The 17715-nt window shown below is 61.4% G+C and carries 15 protein-coding genes; 3 read left to right on the top strand and 12 right to left on the bottom strand.

Translation table 11 applies throughout. The annotated features are described in order from the left end of the window. Nucleotides 1–51 precede the first annotated feature (51 nt). Nucleotides 52–1131 (top strand): HEAT repeat domain-containing protein, encoded by a 1080-nt coding sequence (locus AC1U7K_RS18355; protein WP_480253287.1) that lies wholly within the window; start codon nt 52–54, stop codon nt 1129–1131. A 22-nt stretch (nt 1132–1153) separates the two neighbouring features. Here the strand turns inward: AC1U7K_RS18355 and AC1U7K_RS18350 are convergent, their stop codons facing one another. The 4 genes from AC1U7K_RS18350 to AC1U7K_RS18335 form a co-directional block, all read right to left on the bottom strand. Further along, nucleotides 1154–2269, bottom strand: a complete 1116-nt coding sequence (locus tag AC1U7K_RS18350) for an LPP20 family lipoprotein (protein WP_480253286.1) — start codon at nt 2267–2269, stop codon at nt 1154–1156. Then, a complete protein-coding gene (locus AC1U7K_RS18345; protein WP_480253285.1) occupies nt 2266–3672 on the bottom strand; it encodes a COG3014 family protein in 1407 nt (468 codons plus the stop codon). The genes AC1U7K_RS18350 and AC1U7K_RS18345 overlap by 4 nt, the downstream gene beginning before the upstream one ends. 112 nt (nt 3673–3784) lie before the next feature. Continuing rightward, complete coding sequence (locus AC1U7K_RS18340) at nt 3785–4411, bottom strand: penicillin-binding protein activator LpoB (RefSeq protein WP_480253284.1); 627 nt, start codon at nt 4409–4411, stop codon at nt 3785–3787. 22 nt (nt 4412–4433) lie between these two features. Further along, nucleotides 4434–4982, bottom strand: coding sequence for an LPP20 family lipoprotein (locus AC1U7K_RS18335; protein ID WP_480253283.1), 549 nt, complete (start codon nt 4980–4982; stop codon nt 4434–4436). A 205-nt stretch (nt 4983–5187) separates the two neighbouring features. On the opposite strand from AC1U7K_RS18335, the gene AC1U7K_RS18330 reads away from it, so the two are divergent. After that, on the top strand, nt 5188–5358 hold the full coding sequence (locus tag AC1U7K_RS18330) for a hypothetical protein (RefSeq protein WP_480253282.1): 171 nt from the start codon (nt 5188–5190) through the stop codon (nt 5356–5358). 3 nt (nt 5359–5361) lie between these two features. Here AC1U7K_RS18330 and AC1U7K_RS18325 read toward each other — a convergent pair whose 3' ends face one another. Next, nucleotides 5362–6711, bottom strand: coding sequence for a caspase family protein (locus AC1U7K_RS18325; RefSeq protein ID WP_480253281.1), 1350 nt, complete (start codon nt 6709–6711; stop codon nt 5362–5364). A gap of 170 nt (nt 6712–6881) precedes the next feature. Here AC1U7K_RS18325 and acs point away from each other — a divergent pair, with 170 nt between their 5' ends. Next, entirely contained in the window at nt 6882–8777 is a 1896-nt protein-coding gene (acs, locus tag AC1U7K_RS18320; RefSeq protein WP_480253280.1) for an acetate--CoA ligase, read from the top strand. Between the two features lie 8 nt (nt 8778–8785). Here acs and AC1U7K_RS18315 read toward each other — a convergent pair whose 3' ends face one another. The 7 genes from AC1U7K_RS18315 to ppdK form a co-directional block, all read right to left on the bottom strand. Continuing rightward, entirely contained in the window at nt 8786–9442 is a 657-nt protein-coding gene (locus tag AC1U7K_RS18315; protein ID WP_480253279.1) for a riboflavin synthase, read from the bottom strand. Between the two features lie 69 nt (nt 9443–9511). Then, the gene (locus AC1U7K_RS18310; RefSeq protein ID WP_480253278.1) at nt 9512–10687 is read right to left on the bottom strand and encodes an MFS transporter; all 1176 of its coding nucleotides are present in this window, start codon (nt 10685–10687) and stop codon (nt 9512–9514) included. Next, nucleotides 10684–11448, bottom strand: coding sequence for a hypothetical protein (locus AC1U7K_RS18305; RefSeq protein ID WP_480253277.1), 765 nt, complete (start codon nt 11446–11448; stop codon nt 10684–10686). The genes AC1U7K_RS18310 and AC1U7K_RS18305 overlap by 4 nt, the downstream gene beginning before the upstream one ends. Then, nucleotides 11445–12788, bottom strand: a complete 1344-nt coding sequence (locus AC1U7K_RS18300; RefSeq protein WP_480253276.1) for a carboxylesterase family protein — start codon at nt 12786–12788, stop codon at nt 11445–11447. The genes AC1U7K_RS18305 and AC1U7K_RS18300 overlap by 4 nt, the downstream gene beginning before the upstream one ends. Beyond that, nucleotides 12775–13473 (bottom strand): HD-GYP domain-containing protein, encoded by a 699-nt coding sequence (locus AC1U7K_RS18295; RefSeq protein WP_480253275.1) that lies wholly within the window; start codon nt 13471–13473, stop codon nt 12775–12777. Before AC1U7K_RS18295 ends, AC1U7K_RS18300 begins: the two co-directional genes overlap by 14 nt. Before the next feature lie 177 nt (nt 13474–13650). Then, nucleotides 13651–14763 (bottom strand): bifunctional diaminohydroxyphosphoribosylaminopyrimidine deaminase/5-amino-6-(5-phosphoribosylamino)uracil reductase RibD, encoded by a 1113-nt coding sequence (gene ribD, locus AC1U7K_RS18290; RefSeq protein ID WP_480253274.1) that lies wholly within the window; start codon nt 14761–14763, stop codon nt 13651–13653. Next, on the bottom strand, nt 14760–17672 hold the full coding sequence (ppdK, locus tag AC1U7K_RS18285) for a pyruvate, phosphate dikinase (protein ID WP_480253273.1): 2913 nt from the start codon (nt 17670–17672) through the stop codon (nt 14760–14762). The genes ribD and ppdK overlap by 4 nt, the downstream gene beginning before the upstream one ends. Nucleotides 17673–17715 lie beyond the last annotated feature (43 nt).

The raw sequence follows: 17715 nt of genomic DNA, 5'->3' as shown, positions 1-17715 counted from the left end.
GGTAGAGTCGATCATTCATCCGCATTCCGCTTACCGCCTTGGAGGTACACCATGATCCGGTGGTTGTCATGCTTCCTTCTCTTGTCACTTACACTCGTCGTGCCGTTCGCCGAGGCCCGCCGCGAGATCTTGTCGGAGGAGCAAAAGAAAAAGTTGGAGAAAGTCCAAACGATCCTGATTGAAGTCATCGCGATCACCGAGCACGGAACAACTGATCCCGGCTCGCTCACTGATACCGTGAGGAACCGGCTTCAGGCCTTGGGCTATACCGTGGTGACGGATCCGACCCAACCTCACGACGTGCTGCTCCGCGTCAAATGCGAGCAGAACAAGGTGTGGGAAGGGACGTCGCGGTCAGGGGGGGATGCCGATCTCCCCGACTCGCCGTCTCGCGTGTGGAAAGGGCCCGCCTGTCAGCTCGTCTACTTGCTCGACGGTAAGAAGCTCGGCTGGCACAAGGAGGTTCGGACAGACTTTGCCGATGCGCGTCAAGCAGCCGAAACCGCGAAGGCGGCGGATCCTGGCCAGTACGCGCTGACGGCGCTGCGGCAGCGATTGGAGGAGTATCATTTCCCCATCCTGTTGGCCGCTGAATGGGGACAGGAAGACCGGTTACTCAAACGACTGGATGAGCCGAGCGTGTCCCCAGCATTGAAGGCGAAAATCATCACGCAGCTCGGAGAAATGTTTGCGACCGAAGCCGTGCCTCGCCTCATCGTCGCGCTCAAGGACCCCGATCCATCAATTGCCAAAGCCGCGGCGCTCGCGCTGGGGAACATCGGGCGAAAGGACAGTATTGCTGCCCTGATCGATGTCTTGAAAAGCGGCCCGCCCGAACTCCAAGCCGCGGCGGCCAAGGGCTTGGGGCAGGTGGGTGCGTTGCACGGTGATTTCTCGATCATCCCGCCATTGCTGGAGGCGCTGAAGTCCGACAACCTCGCGGTGAAGACGGAAGCCGCGTGGGCGTTGGGCAAGCTGCCCGACAAGCGGTCATATGAACCGATCTACGGCCTGTACCGCACGCTGCAGACGTCAGGCGTCAACAGCGGCGACGGCGAGCAGGTGCGGAAGCTCAAGGAAGCGGTGAACTGGAGCCTGAAGCAGATCGATACGTTCGACCAATTCAACTGAGGCGGCACACGATCACGATGGCTTAACGGCTATCCTGTTTTGGACACGCGGCCGGGGGAAGGTCCTTGGTGGCGGGACTTTCCCCGTAGACGTAGGCGGCGAGCGTCTTCGCGAGATGCGACGACAATTCCTGTTGCATGACGCGGAAGGCCCGTGCCATGGCTTCGGCGGATGTAATATGCCCCTCTCGCCCTCCGATCGACACCGCCCCGACGATGCGCTGGGTGGCAATTTCCGAAATCACGAAATCGCTGCACCAGCGGGCGTAGCGGAACCGCGGATCGGGCACCGGCACTTCCCATAAATGCACATCGCCTTTCACCAGCAACTCGGCAGCTGGTGGCCCCACGTGTCCGTCGCCATGCCCATTCGCCGATAATTCAACAACCGGCAAGCCCTCGCGCAGCAGTCCCTCGGTGACTGCACGCCGTGTTTGCTCCACTTGATCGCCGGAAACTTCGACGGCGATCAGCAGACTGTCGGCCAGGAACTGCTCGAGTTGAACCGTCAGATCGGCGACGCGGTATGGAGGCGGATCGCCTTGGCCGCTGGCCCGGATGATACGCAGATCGGCATTGTACGCTTCACGAAGGATCAAATTCTTGATGGCCCGTCTGAGATTTCTGACCTTGGCCAATTTGTCGCTCGTCTGCGCCGACTCCGTCATCTCGGTCTCGACTGCGCGGTCCAACTCGGCAATCCGATCCTGAAGTGCGGCGGCGGCTTGGGCGCGATCCATCCCGGCAAGCGTATAGTGTTGCCCGTGCTTCTCGTCCACCCACCGGTCCAGCACGCGCACGTTCTCGAGCGCCTTGTCGCTCGAGACCTTCGTCACCTGATCCAGTGAGAGGCGATGCTCGGTCTCCGCCTGGCCGCGTTTTTCCAGCGAGAGAAACGACTCCCAGTCACGCGACTGAGCGGAAATTTCGGCCTTGAAAATCTTTGCCACCGCGCCATAGGCCCGCTCGTCCGCGGACGCCTGAGACTCGGCCTGCCCCACGCCGACCAGATACCGCTCCGCCGGGTATTCACGGGTACCGCCCATTACCCACGACGGTTGAGGATGCCTCCACCCGCAGCCGAACGGTGCGACGAACGCCAACACTGTGACGGAGACAAGCAGCATAACGCGCATCATGGCAACACCCGCTCGCTGATCAATTTGGTTTCGCCGGCCTTGATCGAGATCGATCGAACCACGTCGTGCCCGCCATTGCTTCCTGTTCGGCTCACCGCGCTGGTCCGCACCTCATAGTCACCGGGGGCGACCCAGAGCCGGGCCAATTGGATCTCATCCGGGAGGGTGCGCCAACTGCGTTTGTCAGCCTCCTCGGACGCAATCGCAATCGCCTTCGCCACGCTGGCGACGAGCAGGCCGACCAACGGACCGGCATCCTTTCCGGCGGCGGCATACGCCCCGCGCCCGATCCCCTCCGCCATGCCATATTTCACGATGGCCCGCGCCACGGCTTTCACCGAGATGCCGGGCAAGCGATCGGAAAGTGTGCGCTCCGCGACAGCAGTGATGTTCGCAACCAGATCAGCCTGTGTCGCAAAGCTGCCCCCATGTCCCGTCACCGTCACGCGCGTCTGTGTAACGTCGGTCTTTTGAGGGACCAAAGTCGGGATCGCGACCCGAACAATATGCCCGTTGAGGCCGTACAACACGCTCTCGGCGACTCGGCGTTCCTGATGGTTGTTTTGCCGAACGCCGCCGTATGCCTTTGAGATCAAGACGAGGTTCAGGGCGTCCAAACTGATCGGGACGTCGATAAAGCGATCTTCTTTGCGCGGGGCTCGTCCTATACCTGTCAGTACGATCACCTGGCCCAACTCTTTGGTCTCGGCATACGGCCGCCAAGGCACTTCGCCGAATTCGCGCTTGTATCCCTCGTGCTCGTCGATGAGATGCAGCGCGTCGGTGACGCGGAGCAGATCGGCGCGAAGACCGGGCGGCGTCGGCACGTGCCACCAGGTCCGTACGGCGCCATACAACTCATACGCCTTGCGATAGGCAACGAACGCATCGTTCAGCTCCCCGGCCGCCTCATAGAGCACGCCGGTGAGGTAGCGAGCAAAGGCATCGTCGCGATAGCCGTCCTTAGGCCCCGTGCGATCGGTCAAGACATTCAGGCGGTGATCGATGCGTCGTGCTTCGACGAGGGCCTCGGTCCAACTGCCCAGCGCCGCATAGTTCAACGCCTTCACGACGTTGATCATCGTATGCTCGTAGGGATCCCCCTCGTACGGCAGCTTCGAGTCGTTCGTGAGGAACGCTTTCGTCTCGCTGGTCACATGCCGCGTGTAGAGCCGTTCGACTTCGTCGTCGGCTTGGTTCAACGCTGCATTGCTGCCTTGATAGTCGCCGGCCAAGTGAAGCGTCATCCCGCGGTCCATGTAAAAGAGGAGCCGGCTCTCGCTGCCATATTCAGGCTCGGCCCGTTGAATGACCTCGGCAGCCCGTCCCGGGTTGCCGGCTCGAAGGCTCTCTTCAACCAGCGTGTACCGGTTGACCTTCGAGGCGCAACCGGCAAGCAGCACGGTGAAAACCAGAAGGAGGAGTAAAGCCGAACGGCACGGCGGTGGCGCGGGAGAGGCGGTCAGAGCCTGGTGGATGGAGGTGCGGACACCAAGACAATTCAACAAAGCACTATCAGAACAGCAAGCGTTTCCGTTCGACCACTTTCTTGATCTTCTTCTGCCCGTACCACGTTTTCACGTTGCTCTCGAGATCGATGAGCTCGAGATCGACCTGATAGAAGATCGCCTTCGTCCCGTCGGTCTCGTCGAGGATGGTCGAGATGTTGCCTTTCATCATATAGTCCGCGCCGATTTCCTTGCCAGCCGACTTCTGCGTGTCTTCGCGGGCATGCACCGCTTGTTCGCGACGCTCTTCTCGCAATTCCTCTCGCTCCCCTTTTCCGGCGACGAACGTCACCCGCTGGGAATTCGTCAGCTCCCGTTCGAGGTCGGTAATGAACGTCTGCGTATTGATATGTTCATGGCTGCGGTTGATGATCGTCCCCACCACGACGACCGGCTGCCGGCCCTTGGCCTTGACGTAATTATCGAGCCACGGGTAGCTCAACGCTTCCTTGACCATCGTCTCGGCCACCTGCTGCGAATCCGTGTCGTTCCACCGGCCGCTCAAGTCGGTGACGACGCCGGGATCGACGCGCGTCACCTTGGTTTCTTTCGCGCAGCCGGCCAATCCTGCCAGGACGAACGCGGCCAAGAGGACACGGAACAAGGATGCGGCGCCTCGACTCTGATGATCCATGTGACTCCTCATGCTCGACCTGTTACTTGCCCGCGCGTTTGTCCTCTTCCTTTTCCAATCGCTCGAACAACCTGTCGGCATTCTTTCTGACGAAATCACGGACCTCGCTGCTCAACTCCTTCGCCTGCGCGAGCTGTTCCTTGACATCCGACAGATTCAGCTTGGCCAGGACGTAATACGTGCCGGTCTTCTCGTCCTTATAGCGCTCCTCTTGCCGCACGCCGTTCAACGTGACCGCGCTGAACGTCTTGATCGCCCGTTCGATATTCTGCTCCTCGGTGTTCTTCGTGAAGTCGCCGGCGGTCGTCGACGCGGCATAATCGCGCATCAAGTAGGCGGTGTACGTTTCGAAGTTGCGCGCAATCTCGGCCCTGGCGCGGTTCTGCGCCGCTTCCCAGGCAAGCGGCTCGTTCTTCACACCGTTGATCGCGCCCACGCCATAGAACGCCTTGTCGCTGTAACCGGACCCTTGCTTGACCCATTTCGGCGGGCCACCGCACGCGGTCAGCAGGAGCAGAGACGGGATCAGAACAGCGCCGAACAGTCGGACGAGGCCGCTCATCGAACTCATGGATGCCTCCTTATGCGTCGAAAAGGATCCGAACACCGCATTCGGGTTGAAGGGATGATGCGTGCTGCATACGGTGGAAGCCTTAAAGAGAAAGGTTGTTTCATGCTAGCATCCACCCCTACTTGTGTCAACGCAACTGACCGGCATCCGTTGACACGGGGAACCCGTCTGCGGCATGGTGTCGGGCACAATCGAGAGGCACATCGTGGCGGACGTGAAAGTGGAGAACGGCGTAATCAAAGTGGCTGATTTGGAGATCCAAGACCCGAAGGCGGCGGCGGTGCTCGCCGAGTATCCCGAGGCGCGTTGGGCGGAAATTACGCGCCGCGCGATCAAAATTGGTCTGGGCTACCTGCGTGGCGGTGCTCAAGACTGATCGTCAAGACTGGCCAGCCGGCTTCGCGGAATCATGTTGCTCGATGTACGTCTTCGCGCGCGCCTCGGTTCCACCCGTTTCGAGATACCGCCGGTAGGCCTCGACGGCTTTGCCGGTCTCCTTCAGGTCCTCCGCATACAGGTCGCCAAGCGAGAGATACACGTCGGAGTACGCGGGGTTCACGGTGATCGCCTGCCGCATCGCCTTCTCGGCTTCCGCAAACTTCCCTTGCCGCTGCAGCACGAGTCCGAGCGTATAGGCAGAGTCGGGGTTTTCAGGAGCGTAGGTGACGGCTAAGCGGGCGGCCGCCAGCGCTTCCTCCAGATTCGGCGCGTATTCAAGGTAGAGATAACTCTTCAAGACATACGCGTCACCGTACTTGGGATTGTATTGCAGCGCCTTGTTCAGTCGCTCGATGGCCTCTTGCGGCGACCGTTGCTGCTGTAGAATCGTGAACGCTTGCTCGTACTCCTCACGGGCCGCCGCCACACGTTCGGCCTCGGTCTTTGGCGTCGATCCCGCTCGGAAGCTGCTCTTTTGACCTTCGATCAAAATCGTATCGCCGTCGCCGTCGAGCCGCGCAAATTGCGGGTGCTGGTCTCGCGCTTGTTCCTGCAGCGCCCGCACGACGAATGAGCCGAGTTCACTCGCCATCAACCAGCCGTTCTTGTCGGCATCAGCGGCGCCTTGCAAGCCGGCGATGACCGCGCGTGCAAACGCATCGGGAGCGCGCTGTCGATCCACCGGCTCTCCCTTCCCTGCCGCGGTCAACACTTGAACCACGCGCTTCTCGGTTTCCGCCTCGGGTGCCACCCGCCCCTCGAGCGATAATTGTTGGGGGGGCGTGACTTCCCAGCCGGATACGGCCGTATCCAGGAGAAACAACACGTGCTTCGACATCACCCGCCGGGAAAAATCCTTGAGTTGATCGAGCGTGATCGCTTTCGTCGCGTTCGCCGGCTGTGCATCCCAAGGCACCAGATAACCGAGATCCTTTCCGTGCATGTCGAGCGTTGTCCCGCCATGGCCCGCAAAGTAAATGACCAACCGGTCTTGACGCCCCACCTTTCGCGGCAACATATCGTTCAATAGACTTGTCAGGCGCCTGGAACTCGCGTCCTTGTCGTACACTTCGACGACCTCGTCGAAGCCCAACGCCCGGAACGCGTCGGCCACCGCCTTGGCGCTTTCTCTGGCATGCTCCACCTTCGGGGCGAGAAGATAGTTTTCGATGCCAATGACGATCACCCACGACTTGTAATAGAGCCCTTCGGGTTTCCCGAGTTGCGCGGCTGCGGTGATCGGAGACAGGAGCACGATGGAGAGCGCCACGAGCAGCAGTCGGACCGGCATGAACGCCTCGATGATGGTCTTGGAGGCATGCTACGCCCCGCTTCCGCGCACTGTCAAGAAACCCACAATGCAGCGCACTGCCGCGAACCGACATCTTGAAGAGGTGACAACGGCGCTTCATAATGAGGCGCCGCAGAGGCCACGGGGACTCACTTCGGAAGGAGTTAGGTATGGCGTCAGAAGACAGGCTCGATAGTTTGTTGCGCGTCGATCGCGTGGTGCAGCCGAGCCCCGAGACGCTGCGTCGGGCGTATATCACCGACTACGTCGCCGAGTATCGCAAGTCGATCGCCGATCCCGAGACGTTCTGGGGCGGAATCGCTAAGGAGCTGGAATGGTTCTCGCCGTGGAACAAAGTGCTCGAATGGGACTTTCCCTGGGCGAAATGGTTCGTCGGCGCGACTTGCAACATCGCGTACAACTGTCTCGATCGTCATGTGAAAACCTGGCGCAAGAACAAGGTCGCGGTCATCTGGGTCGGCGAGCACGGTGACGAGCGCGTCCTGACATACGGTGAGCTGTACCGGCAAGTGAACCGTTGCGCGAACGCGCTCAAAGCGCTCGGCCTACGCAAGGGCGACCGCGTCACGATTTATCTCCCGAAGATCCCCGAGCAAATGATTGCGATGCTGGCCTGCGCGCGCATCGGCGTGATCCACAGCGTCGTTTATTCCGGCTTCAGCGCGCCCGCGCTGGCCACGCGGATTCAAGACGCAGAAGCGCGCATGGTCATCACCGCCGACGTCGGCTATGACCGGGGCAAAAGCATCAATTTAAAAGGCGTGGTCGATCAGGCCGTGGCCAGCTGTGGAACAGTCGAAACCGTGGTGGTGGTGCGGCGGGAGAAGCCGGGAATGACGCTCTCCGGCCCGAAGGAGATCGATTGGGAGGAGTGGCTGAGCGGGAAGAAGTCGGTCTGCGAGGCGGAGCCGCTCGACTCCGAAACGCCCCTCTACATCCTCTACACCTCCGGCACGACGGGCAAGCCCAAGGGTGTCGTCCACGTGCATGGCGGCTATATGGTCGGGACCTACATCACGACGAAATATGTCTTCGATCTGAAAGAAGAGGACGTCTATTTTTGTGTCGCCGACCCCGGCTGGGTCACGGGGCATAGTTATATCGTCTATGGCCCGTTGCTCAACGGCGCGACGACCCTCATGGCGGAAGGCAAGCCGGATTATCCGAATCCTGGACGGTGGTGGGAGCTTATCGAGCGGTACGGCGTCTCGATCTTCTATACGACCCCGACGGCGATTCGACTGCTCATGAAATACGGCGAAGAGTGGCCCAAGAAGTACGACCTCTCCTCACTGCGCGTGCTGGGCAGCGTGGGTGAGCCGATCAACCCGGAAGCGTGGGAGTGGTATCACCGGGTGACGGGCGGCGACAAGCCGATCATGGACACGTGGTGGCAGACGGAGACCGGCATGATTCTCGTGACCCCCCTCCCTTGCGAGCCGTTGAAGCCGGGATCGGCCACTCGACCGTTTCTCGGCGTCGAGGCGGATGTGGTGGATCGGGAAGGCAAGAGCCTGCCGCCGAACACCGGTGGCTTTGCCGTCATCAAGAAACCGTGGCCCGCGATGATGCGGACGATCTACAAAGACCCCGACCGCTACACGGTCTATTGGAACACCGTGCCCGGCTGCTACACGGCGGGCGATGTCTGTCGGAAGGACGAAGACGGCTACTTCTGGTTCATGGGTCGTGCCGACGACGTGATCAAGGTCGCCGGCAATCGCATCGGGACGGCGGAGGTCGAGAGCGCGCTCGTCAGCCATCCGGCAGTGGCCGAGGCGGCGGTGATCGGCAAACCGCACAAGACCGCCGGCGAATCGATCAAGGCCTTCGTGATCCTCAAGCAAGGGCAACAGGACAGCCGAGACCTGATCCAATCGCTGAAAGATCACGTCTTGAAGGAATTGGGCAAGATCGCGGTACCGCAGGAAATCGACGTCGTGCCGTCGTTGCCGAAGACGCGCTCCGGGAAAATCATGCGGCGCGTGCTTAAGGCCAAGGAGCTCGGCCAGGACGTGGGTGATATCTCGACGCTGGAGGAGTGAGCCGGCGGTCAGATGAGGCCGCGCTTCTGGAGATAGTCTTTGTCGATGACCGGCGTCGCCTTCGGCTGAACTTGACTTCGCTCCTGGAGCAGGCGCTCGACGTATTTGCCGATCAAATCGCTTTCGAGATTAACCGGATCACCGAGCTGCTTGAGACCGAGTGTCGTGACTTTTGCCGTGTGCGGAATGATCGCGACACCGAACGAATGTTCCCCGACCTCGTTGATCGTCAAACTGATTCCGTCCACCGTAATCGATCCCTTCGCCACGCAGTAGCGCAGCACGTCTCTCGGCGCTTCGATCGTGAGGAAGACCGTATTGCCATCCTGGCGCTTACTTCGAATTATGCCGATGCCGTCGACGTGGCCCGCCACGAGATGGCCGCCTAATCGTTGATTCACCTTCATGGCCCGTTCGAGATTGACCGGCGCCCCCGGCACCAACGAAGAGAGCGTCGTCACCTCCAACGTCTCCAGCGAAATATCGACCGAGAAATCGCGCTCGCCGCGTTTGGCGACAGTCAGGCACGCGCCATTGACGCTCACGCTCGCCCCGACCGGCAAATCGTCCATGATCACGGAAGCGAGAATGGTCGCCTGCATCCCGCTCCCGGTTTTCGTCACGGCGGACACCGCGCCCATTTCCTCAACGATGCCCGTAAACATGACGTCCTCCCTCCACGCGCGGGATTATAACATCAGCCACACGTTGAAGAAGGCCGATGTCCTGTCGTGCTATGCCTGCGGCTTTCTGACGATCATCCAAAAGGCGGCCGCGGCCAACAGTTGAATCGCGGCAATGATCGCAAAGGCGGATGTAAAACTCAGATGGGCGATCAGAACGCCGGCCAACAGTGGTCCACTCGCATGGCCGATATCCATGATGGTCCCCTGCATACCCATCCCCGCCCCCAACGTCTTCAGCTCAGAGAGATCCGCAACGAAGGCTGCCGTTGAGGAGGAGACGACCGCCTCACCAAACCCGAAGCCGGCGGCAAGGAGCAGCAGAAGCGGCAGACTGCTCAGCCAGGGCATCAGCACGAACGTCGCCGCGCAGATCAGCAATCCCAGCACGATCAAGGGCCGCCGGCCGATGCGGTCTGACACACGGCCCATCACTGGCTTTGACAGAAACGACGTCACACCCTGAACGCCAAACAGCAGGCCGACCTCGCCGGGATTCAGCCCGGCCGAGACGCCATAGATCGGAAGGAACGCCATGAGCGCGCCGTTCGCAATCATCTTCGCGCCGTCCGTCGCGCTGGTTGCCAGCACCCGCACGTTCCGTGCGACAATCTGAAAGCCCTTCCACATCTCGGCGAGCACGGGCCGCAGACCCCGGTCGCGCACGCGGGGCGGAGGAGGCGTCAGCCGCAGCACGGCGAAGAGCAGGACTCCGGCGCACCCAAAGATGCCGGCCGTCACGAAGGTGATCGGGAACCCGGTTTGATACACGAGCCAGCCCCCGATCACCGGCCCCAATAAGGCGCCGGCTTGCGTGCTCGCGGTATAGGTGCCCATCGCCGCGCCGCGCCGTTCGCGATACAGATCGGCAACGGTCGCCAACGCGGTCGGCGCGAAAATCGCCGTCGCCAACCCATGGACGAATCGCAAGACGGTCAAGGCGCCGACGTCGGTGATCAATGGATACACGAACGGCGGCAGGCCGAAGGCGATCACCCCGACGCGCATCAACAGTTGGCGCCCATAAATATCCGACAGGGCGCCGGAGGGCAGCTTCAGGAAGACCCCGGTGAGCGTCGAGACGGAGACCACCAGCCCAATCTGCTCAGGACCAGCACCGAGCGATTGCGCGAAGAGGGCCAAGACCGGCATGCGCACGAGGTTATAGCTGATGAAACAGAGAACGCCGACGCCGCACAGGAGAATGAAGCTGGTCGCAGGCGTCATGGGACCGGCGAGCCGGCCGGCAGCGTCGTCTGTCGAATCATCGAGAGCAATCGGTCGCGCTCGTCGGAAGGAAGAGAGAGACCGGCAATCTGACGCATGACACGGTCAGGTGATTCAACGATGAGGGCTCCGAGCCGATCTGTCATAGTGAACTGCTTCTCCAACATTCGTCTCACCGCCACAATCATGAGTGGCTTCGCCATGAGCAGCATGCGCGCCCACGCTTCTTTTTCAAAGCGACTGTACGCCAACAGGCTTGCGTCCACAGTGTCCCGCCCGCCGCCGCCCGTCTCCTCGAGGTTGATGAGGACGGCCGTTGTCACTCTCACCGTCGGGAAAAGAATGCTGCGATGCTGTCCGTCGATGAGGTAGAGCCGCACCGGGCCATAGCGATGCACCACGGTGACGCGCCCCTCGGCCCCTTCTCCGTCATCGACCCGGAAATGATCCGCGTCTTCCTCGACGATCGTCCCGTGCCCCATACCGAATTGGGCCGACAGGCGCGACGTGATCTCCGGATGGTCGAGCAAATACTCGTACAAGGCGAGACCGATCGGCGCGTGATGCCGCACGATCTCCACGGAAATGTCCGCGTCGTTCACCACGGCCGCGCAGCGACATTGCATCCTGGAACCCGTCACGTGCGGCAGGATCGCGGCGATCCGGGCATCCTTCGCCACCAGGCAATCCTGCTCTCCCAGCGCCGGCCCTGCGATCGCGACCGAGCCGGTCAAGAGAAGTACGCCCGCGACAACATTCATCGATTGTCGGGAACGGCCACAGTGATGACGGCTGAAAAGAGTGCGTGAGGATCGCGGCGCTGCCGAGCATCCCGAAGCAGAGTCGCAACGCTCGGGGTCATGATGCCTTCGTAACTCGGTTGCCCGTTCGTCCGCACCGTCACCGGCTGTGAGAGATCGACGAGCTCTGGATTCAGGTACAGGGTGTAACGTCGGACGTGCTCGGTCCTCACCTCGATCCGGTTACCATTCACCGTCGCATCCAGCCTCGCATAAACCCGGCCGCGTACCAGATCGTCATGCGAGTCGATGAGGGCATCGGTGAAGGCCGCGATCCGATCCGTCGCATCGATTCTGACCCAACTAAACGGAATGAGATGGCTGGCATCGCGCACGACAGTCAGATGAGTCGGCAGGGCATTGCGCCTGCACTTGTCGAACCACGCGACGAGATCCGGCAGTTCTTCCCTCGGGAAATAGTGCCCGCCGGCCATCGGATGGACGCGTTCATGTTCGCGATAGACATAGCCGTATCCCAGTCGCTTCAATTCGTCCGCAATGGTCCGGCTGAGCGAGACCGGCATGACGTTGTCGTTCGCGCCGTGAATGATATAGGTGGGCGTGTTGCGCAGGTTTTCGAGTAAGGGCAACAGGACGTCATCCAAGCCACTTGCCATCGGGGCGAGCCCCGCAAAGAGGGGCGCGTACTGTGTGCCGATGAGATAGACGCCGATGCCCCCGTTCGACATGCCGGTCAGGAAGATGCGGTCGGGATCGATGTGGTAGCGGGCCTCAACATCCCGAATGGTGGCCAAGACAAGGTCCGCAGCCTGGCGGGTCCACCAATCACCTTGGATCATCGTCGGGCAGGCAAGAATGTACTGCTCACCAAGGCGCGTCTGCCATCGCTCGAGATAGGCATCACCCGTAAAGCCGGCGCCGTGCAAGCACACCACCAGGGCGTACGGTTTGGCTGGATCATAGGTCGACGGCACATAGAGCGCGTAGTGATGCCGGCGGCCCTTGAGGCGAAGAGGCCGCGAGGGTTGTGAACCGGTCGGTTGCGAGCCGTATGACCGACTATTGCGGAGGACATCGCTGACGACCGAAACCGTGGCACTGGGTTCGTTCAGGACTGACGTCAACAACGCTTCTGCCCGGTCGGTGTCCGGCTCATCGAGGTACGAGTGGATCAGTGAGTCGAGCGAAGCCTCCGGTCCTGAGGCGACCCCATCTGAAACAGTCAGGAGACCAGCGATCAGGAGGAGCGGAATGATGACGATCTGGAGGACCAACCGAAGGCCAGACCGATAGGATGGAAGGACCGCCACGACATGCCAAAGAGTCTCATCGTTCGACACCAACGCACGCTAACACCTTTGTCGAAACCTTGTCAAAACGTGGTCGCTCCCCGATTCCGATGGACGGCGGTTGGACCGTCTGCCATTCGGCGCGGCGCACGCGAGGATGGCGGACGGAGGCGGCGATGCTGTGCCATTCTGCGGGAGCAATCGAAACAAAGGCCTCGACGACCATCGGATCGAAATGACGGCCGCGTTGAGACTCCAGATAGCGTCTGGCGTCTCGAAAGCCAAGCACCGTGGCGTAGGGACGATCGGGGGCCGTCAGTGCGTCGAAACAATCGACCACGGCACAGATTCGAGCGCCAAGCGGAATGTCCTCGCCTTCCAGGCGGTGTGGATATCCACTCCCATCGAAGCGCTCGTGATGGGCCAGGACGATCTGCGCGATGTCGTGAAACGCCGGCAGAGAGGCCACCATGGCGTAGCCCGTCACGGCGTGCGCCCGCATCATCCGCCATTCGACTTCGCTGAAGACATCCGTTTTCTTCAACAGGCGATCCGGCATATGGATTTTGCCAACGTCGTGCAGGAACGTTCCGCGTTCGAGCGCGAGCAATGCATCGTCGGAGAGTCCCAAGCGTCGCCCAAGGACAACCGCATACGCGGCCGTCCGGTAGGCATGATGCAGCGTGCCGGGGTCACGCGCATCGAGCATCGCTTCGAAGGCCGTCATCGTCGCCATTATTGATCGGTTCGAATTCTGAGGCGCGTTCATGCGACCGACGTTCAGCAAAGACGATGCCGGCTTCGGTTTCATAGCGGCTCTTCGGTTTTCTAAACATTTTTGCTGATCGAAGGTCGACAGGACGAAGATCCGTTCATCTAATCGTCCCTACCGTGTATCGAAAAGGATCAAACGCTACTGAGGCCGGTGAACGTCGGCTTCGATCAGGAGGTCGCGACCAAGACGGCGGATACGGAGGGAGTCCAACTCGATCATGTCGGCGAGGCGATCGGGGGAGCGGCCGCCGATCATGCCTTTCGCATCGTGGCCGCCGAGGAACGCCGGGGCAATATAGAGCCGAACCCGATTGACGAGACCTTCGCGCAGCGCCGACGCGGCAAGCTCACTTCCGCCTTCGATCAATACCGTCGTCACGTTCGCCCGACCCAGCGCATCGAGGCACGCACGAAGCGACACGTGCCCGTCCTTTAGGGGCAGGACCCAGACTGTCGTGCCCAACGCCTGCAGTCGCTTGACGGCTACCTTCGAGGCGCGCGAGGTTGTGGCGACGATCGTCTCGCCGTCTTTTCGTGTCAAAACTTTTGCGGTGAGGGGCAGACGCAGGCGGCTGTCGAGGACGACACGCCGAGGTGGCCGAAGGGAACGGGTGCCGTGACGCACGGTCAGCTGGGGGTCATCAGCCAGCACCGTCCCGACGCCGACCATAATCGCATCGACCTGCGCGCGAAGACGGTGCACGTCTCGCCGCGCCGGCTCACCGGTGATCCACCGTGACTCGCCCTTTGCCGTTGCGATCTTTCCATCCAGCGTCATCGCGGCCTTGAGCACGACGAACGGACGACCGGTCGTAATCCAGTGACTGTACGTCTCGTTCAGCCGCTGCGCTTCCGCTTCGAGACAGCCGACATCTACAGCCAGACCGGCGCGACGAAGCGCGGCAAGACCACGCCCACGGACCAGGGGATTCGGATCGCGCATGGCGATCACAACGCGTTGAACCCCCGCCTCGATCACGGCCGGTACGCAGGGCGGCGTTCGCTTTTCGGTATGCGAGCACGGTTCGAGGGTCACATAGAGAGTGACGCCTTGACTTCGGGACCCCGCGGCGCGCAGCGCGAGGATTTCCGCGTGGGGCTCGCCGGCGCGATGATGATAGCCTTCGCCGAGGATCCGGCTCCCCTTCACGATTACGGCCCCGACCATCGGGTTTGGCGTGGTGCGACCGCGGCCGCGCGCGGCAAGCTGCAACGCACGGCGCATGTAGAAGACATCGCGGTCGGTCGTCACCGTGATCGGGAGGTCGACGCCTTGCGCCGAGGCTTCGGCGCGCGTCGCGATGTAGGCTTCGGCTTACCGCCCGCGCGCTTGGGGGACTTCTCGACGGCCACAGCCTTGTTCGGCTTGGCACCGCCAATGGCCGCTTGCGCGGCCGCCAACCGGGCAATCGGCACGCGGAACGGCGAGCAACTCACGTAATCGAGACCGAGTTGATGGCAGAATTCGACCGAGCTCGGATCCCCGCCGTGTTCGCCGCAGATGCCCAACTTGATGTCAGGACGCGTCGCACGGCCGTCGGCGATCGCCATCCGCATCATCGCGCCGACGCCTTCTCGATCCAGGACGGCGAAGGGATCGGCATCCAGGATGTTGTCGGCTTTCTGCTCGATGTGGCTCCCGCAGCTTTGGCAGACCATCTCCTTCCAATTGACTTGCGGGCTGAGACACTTGGGGCAGGCATCCTGTCGCTTCATGTAAAAGGCCACGAACTTGGCCGCATCGTCACGCGAAAAGCCGAACGTCGTCTGCGTGAGGTCATTCGTGCCGAACGAGAAGAACTCGGCCTGCTCGGCGATCCGACCGGCGGTGACGGCGGCTCGCGGCAATTCGATCATGGTCCCGACGAGATAGGGCAGTTTCATCCCGCAGTGCTTGAAGGTCTCCTCGGCCACCTCCCGAGCCAGGTCCTTCTGAGCCTTCATCTCGGATACCATGCCGACGAGCGGGATCATGATCTCCGGGATAATCTTCTTGCCTTCGCGCGAAATCTCGCACGCCGCTTCGATGATGGCGCGCGTCTGCATTCGGGTGATTTCCGGCATCGTGATACCGAGGCGGCAGCCGCGGAGACCCAGCATCGGATTGAACTCGTGCAACTCCTCCACCCGCTCCAACAGCAGTCGCTTCTCCTCGATGACCTCCGCTTGCGCGCCGGTCAGCTCGAGTTTTGCGATCTCGACCATCAACTCCTCCCGGTGCGGAAGGAACTCATGGAGCGGCGGATCGAGCAGGCGAATGGTGACCGGGTATCCTTCCATTTCACGATACAGCCCGATGAAGTCTTGCCGTTGCAACGGCAGCAACTGTTCGAGATACCGCTCACGTTCTTCGCGGGTACGCGCGAGAATCATCTTCTGCATGATGGGGATCCGGTCCTCGGCGAAGAACATGTGTTCCGTGCGGCAGAGGCCGATGCCTTCGGCCCCAAACCCCCGCGCGATGCGCGCCTGATCGGGAATATCGGCGTTCGCCCTGACCTTGAGGCTCCGGAATTCATCCGCCCATTTGAGGAACGTCGCGAAGATCCGGTACTTCTCGGACCGCTTCGCATCAAGCTTGCCCTGAATGACCTGGATCACTTCGGATTCGACGACCGGGATATCGCCGTTGTAGACGTTCCCGCTGAATCCGTTGATCGACAGAGCGTCGCCCTCCTTCAACGTCAGGCCGCCGATCCTTACCCGGTTGCCGTCCTCGACGTCCACGGCTTCGCAGCCGGCGACGCAGACCTTGCCCATCTGCCGGGCGACGACGGCTGCGTGCGAGGTCATGCCGCCACGCGCGGTGAGGAATCCTTGCGCCGCATGCATGCCGTGAATGTCGTCGGGGCTCGTCTCCTGCCGGACCAGAATGACCCGTTCGCCACGCGCATGCATCTCGACCGCGCGGTCGGGCGTGAGGGCGATCTTTCCTGCCGCCGCCCCCGGCCCGGCCGGCAAACCCTTCCCGATGGGAGGATGCTTGCCTTCCTCCGTCGTATCGAAGATCGGATAGAGATATTGCGAAAGCTGATCGGGACTGACCCGCATCACGGCTTCTTGCTTCGTGATCAACCCTTCATTCACCATCTCATAGGCGATGCGCACGGCCGCGATGCCGGTTCGTTTGCCGACTCGTGTCTGGAGCATGTACAGCTTGCCTTCCTGGATCGTGAACTCCAGGTCGAGCATGTCGCGGTAGTGCCTTTCGAGCTTCCTGTATGTTTCGGTCAGCCCCTTGTGCGCTTGCGGGAGCGATTTGGCGAGCGCGTTCACGGGCAGCGGTGTGCGAATCCCGGCGACCACATCCTCGCCCTGTGCGTTGAACAGGAACTCGCCGAAGAACGTCCGTTGGCCCGAGGCGGGATCGCGAGTAAACGCGACGCCCGTGCCGCTGGTCTCGCCCATGTTGCCGAAGACCATGGCGACCACGCTTACGGCGGTTCCCCAGCTATCCGGGATGTTGTAGAGGCGCCGATACGTGACCGCTCTTGCCCCGTACCAGGAGGCGAACACCGCGTTGATCGCCATCCGTAACTGCTCCAACGGATCCTCGGGAAACGCCCGGCCCGATTCCCTCGTCACGACCGCCTTCATACGGATGACGAGATCCTTGAGCGCCTTGACGTCGAGATCGGTGTCGAGCTTCGCGCCGACCTCTTCCTTCTTGCGATCCAGCACGTCTTCGAAATGATGCCGGCTGATGCCCATGACGATGCTGCCGAACATCGTGATGAACCGGCGATAGCTATCGAGCGCGAATCGTTCGTTGCGAGTTTTCGCGGTCAGGCCCTCCACGGTGCGATCGTTGAGCCCGACGTTCAGAACGGTATCCATCATGCCGGGCATCGACGCCCGCGCGCCTGAACGGACTGACACCAACAGCGGGTTGGCCGGATCGCCGAATCGCGAGCCCATCGACCGCTCGACTTTTTTGAGCGCATGAAGCGCCTCTTCCCACAGGCCGGGCGGGTACGCCTTCCCCCGCTTGTAATATTCGATGCAGGCCTCGGTGGTGATCGTGAACCCGGCCGGCACGGAAATGCCAAGGTTCGTCATCTCGGCCAGGCCCGCGCCCTTCCCGCCGAGCAGTTCTTTCATGTCTCCGGTACCTTCGGCTTTTCCGTCGCCGAAGTAATACACATATTTCTTGGTCGCCACGGCTACCCTCTCTTGAGCAGGACGTCAACGATCATTGTGAAGG

This window comes from Nitrospira sp. Vd2, from assembly GCF_979581665.1.
The sequence above is the reverse complement of the archived record's forward strand: the minus strand, read 5'-3'. Positions and strand labels throughout refer to the sequence as shown.

Coding starts and splice junctions, on each gene's coding strand:
- AC1U7K_RS18355 (WP_480253287.1), top strand. CDS start 52: ATGATCCGGTGGTTGTCATGCTTCCTTCTCTTGTCACTTACACTCGTC.
- AC1U7K_RS18350 (WP_480253286.1), bottom strand. CDS start 2,269: ATGATGCGCGTTATGCTGCTTGTCTCCGTCACAGTGTTGGCGTTCGTC.
- AC1U7K_RS18340 (WP_480253284.1), bottom strand. CDS start 4,411: ATGGATCATCAGAGTCGAGGCGCCGCATCCTTGTTCCGTGTCCTCTTG.
- AC1U7K_RS18335 (WP_480253283.1), bottom strand. CDS start 4,982: ATGAGTTCGATGAGCGGCCTCGTCCGACTGTTCGGCGCTGTTCTGATC.
- AC1U7K_RS18325 (WP_480253281.1), bottom strand. CDS start 6,711: ATGCCGGTCCGACTGCTGCTCGTGGCGCTCTCCATCGTGCTCCTGTCT.
- acs (WP_480253280.1), top strand. CDS start 6,882: ATGGCGTCAGAAGACAGGCTCGATAGTTTGTTGCGCGTCGATCGCGTG.
- AC1U7K_RS18315 (WP_480253279.1), bottom strand. CDS start 9,442: ATGTTTACGGGCATCGTTGAGGAAATGGGCGCGGTGTCCGCCGTGACG.
- AC1U7K_RS18310 (WP_480253278.1), bottom strand. CDS start 10,687: ATGACGCCTGCGACCAGCTTCATTCTCCTGTGCGGCGTCGGCGTTCTC.
- AC1U7K_RS18305 (WP_480253277.1), bottom strand. CDS start 11,448: ATGAATGTTGTCGCGGGCGTACTTCTCTTGACCGGCTCGGTCGCGATC.
- AC1U7K_RS18295 (WP_480253275.1), bottom strand. CDS start 13,473: ATGGCGACGATGACGGCCTTCGAAGCGATGCTCGATGCGCGTGACCCC.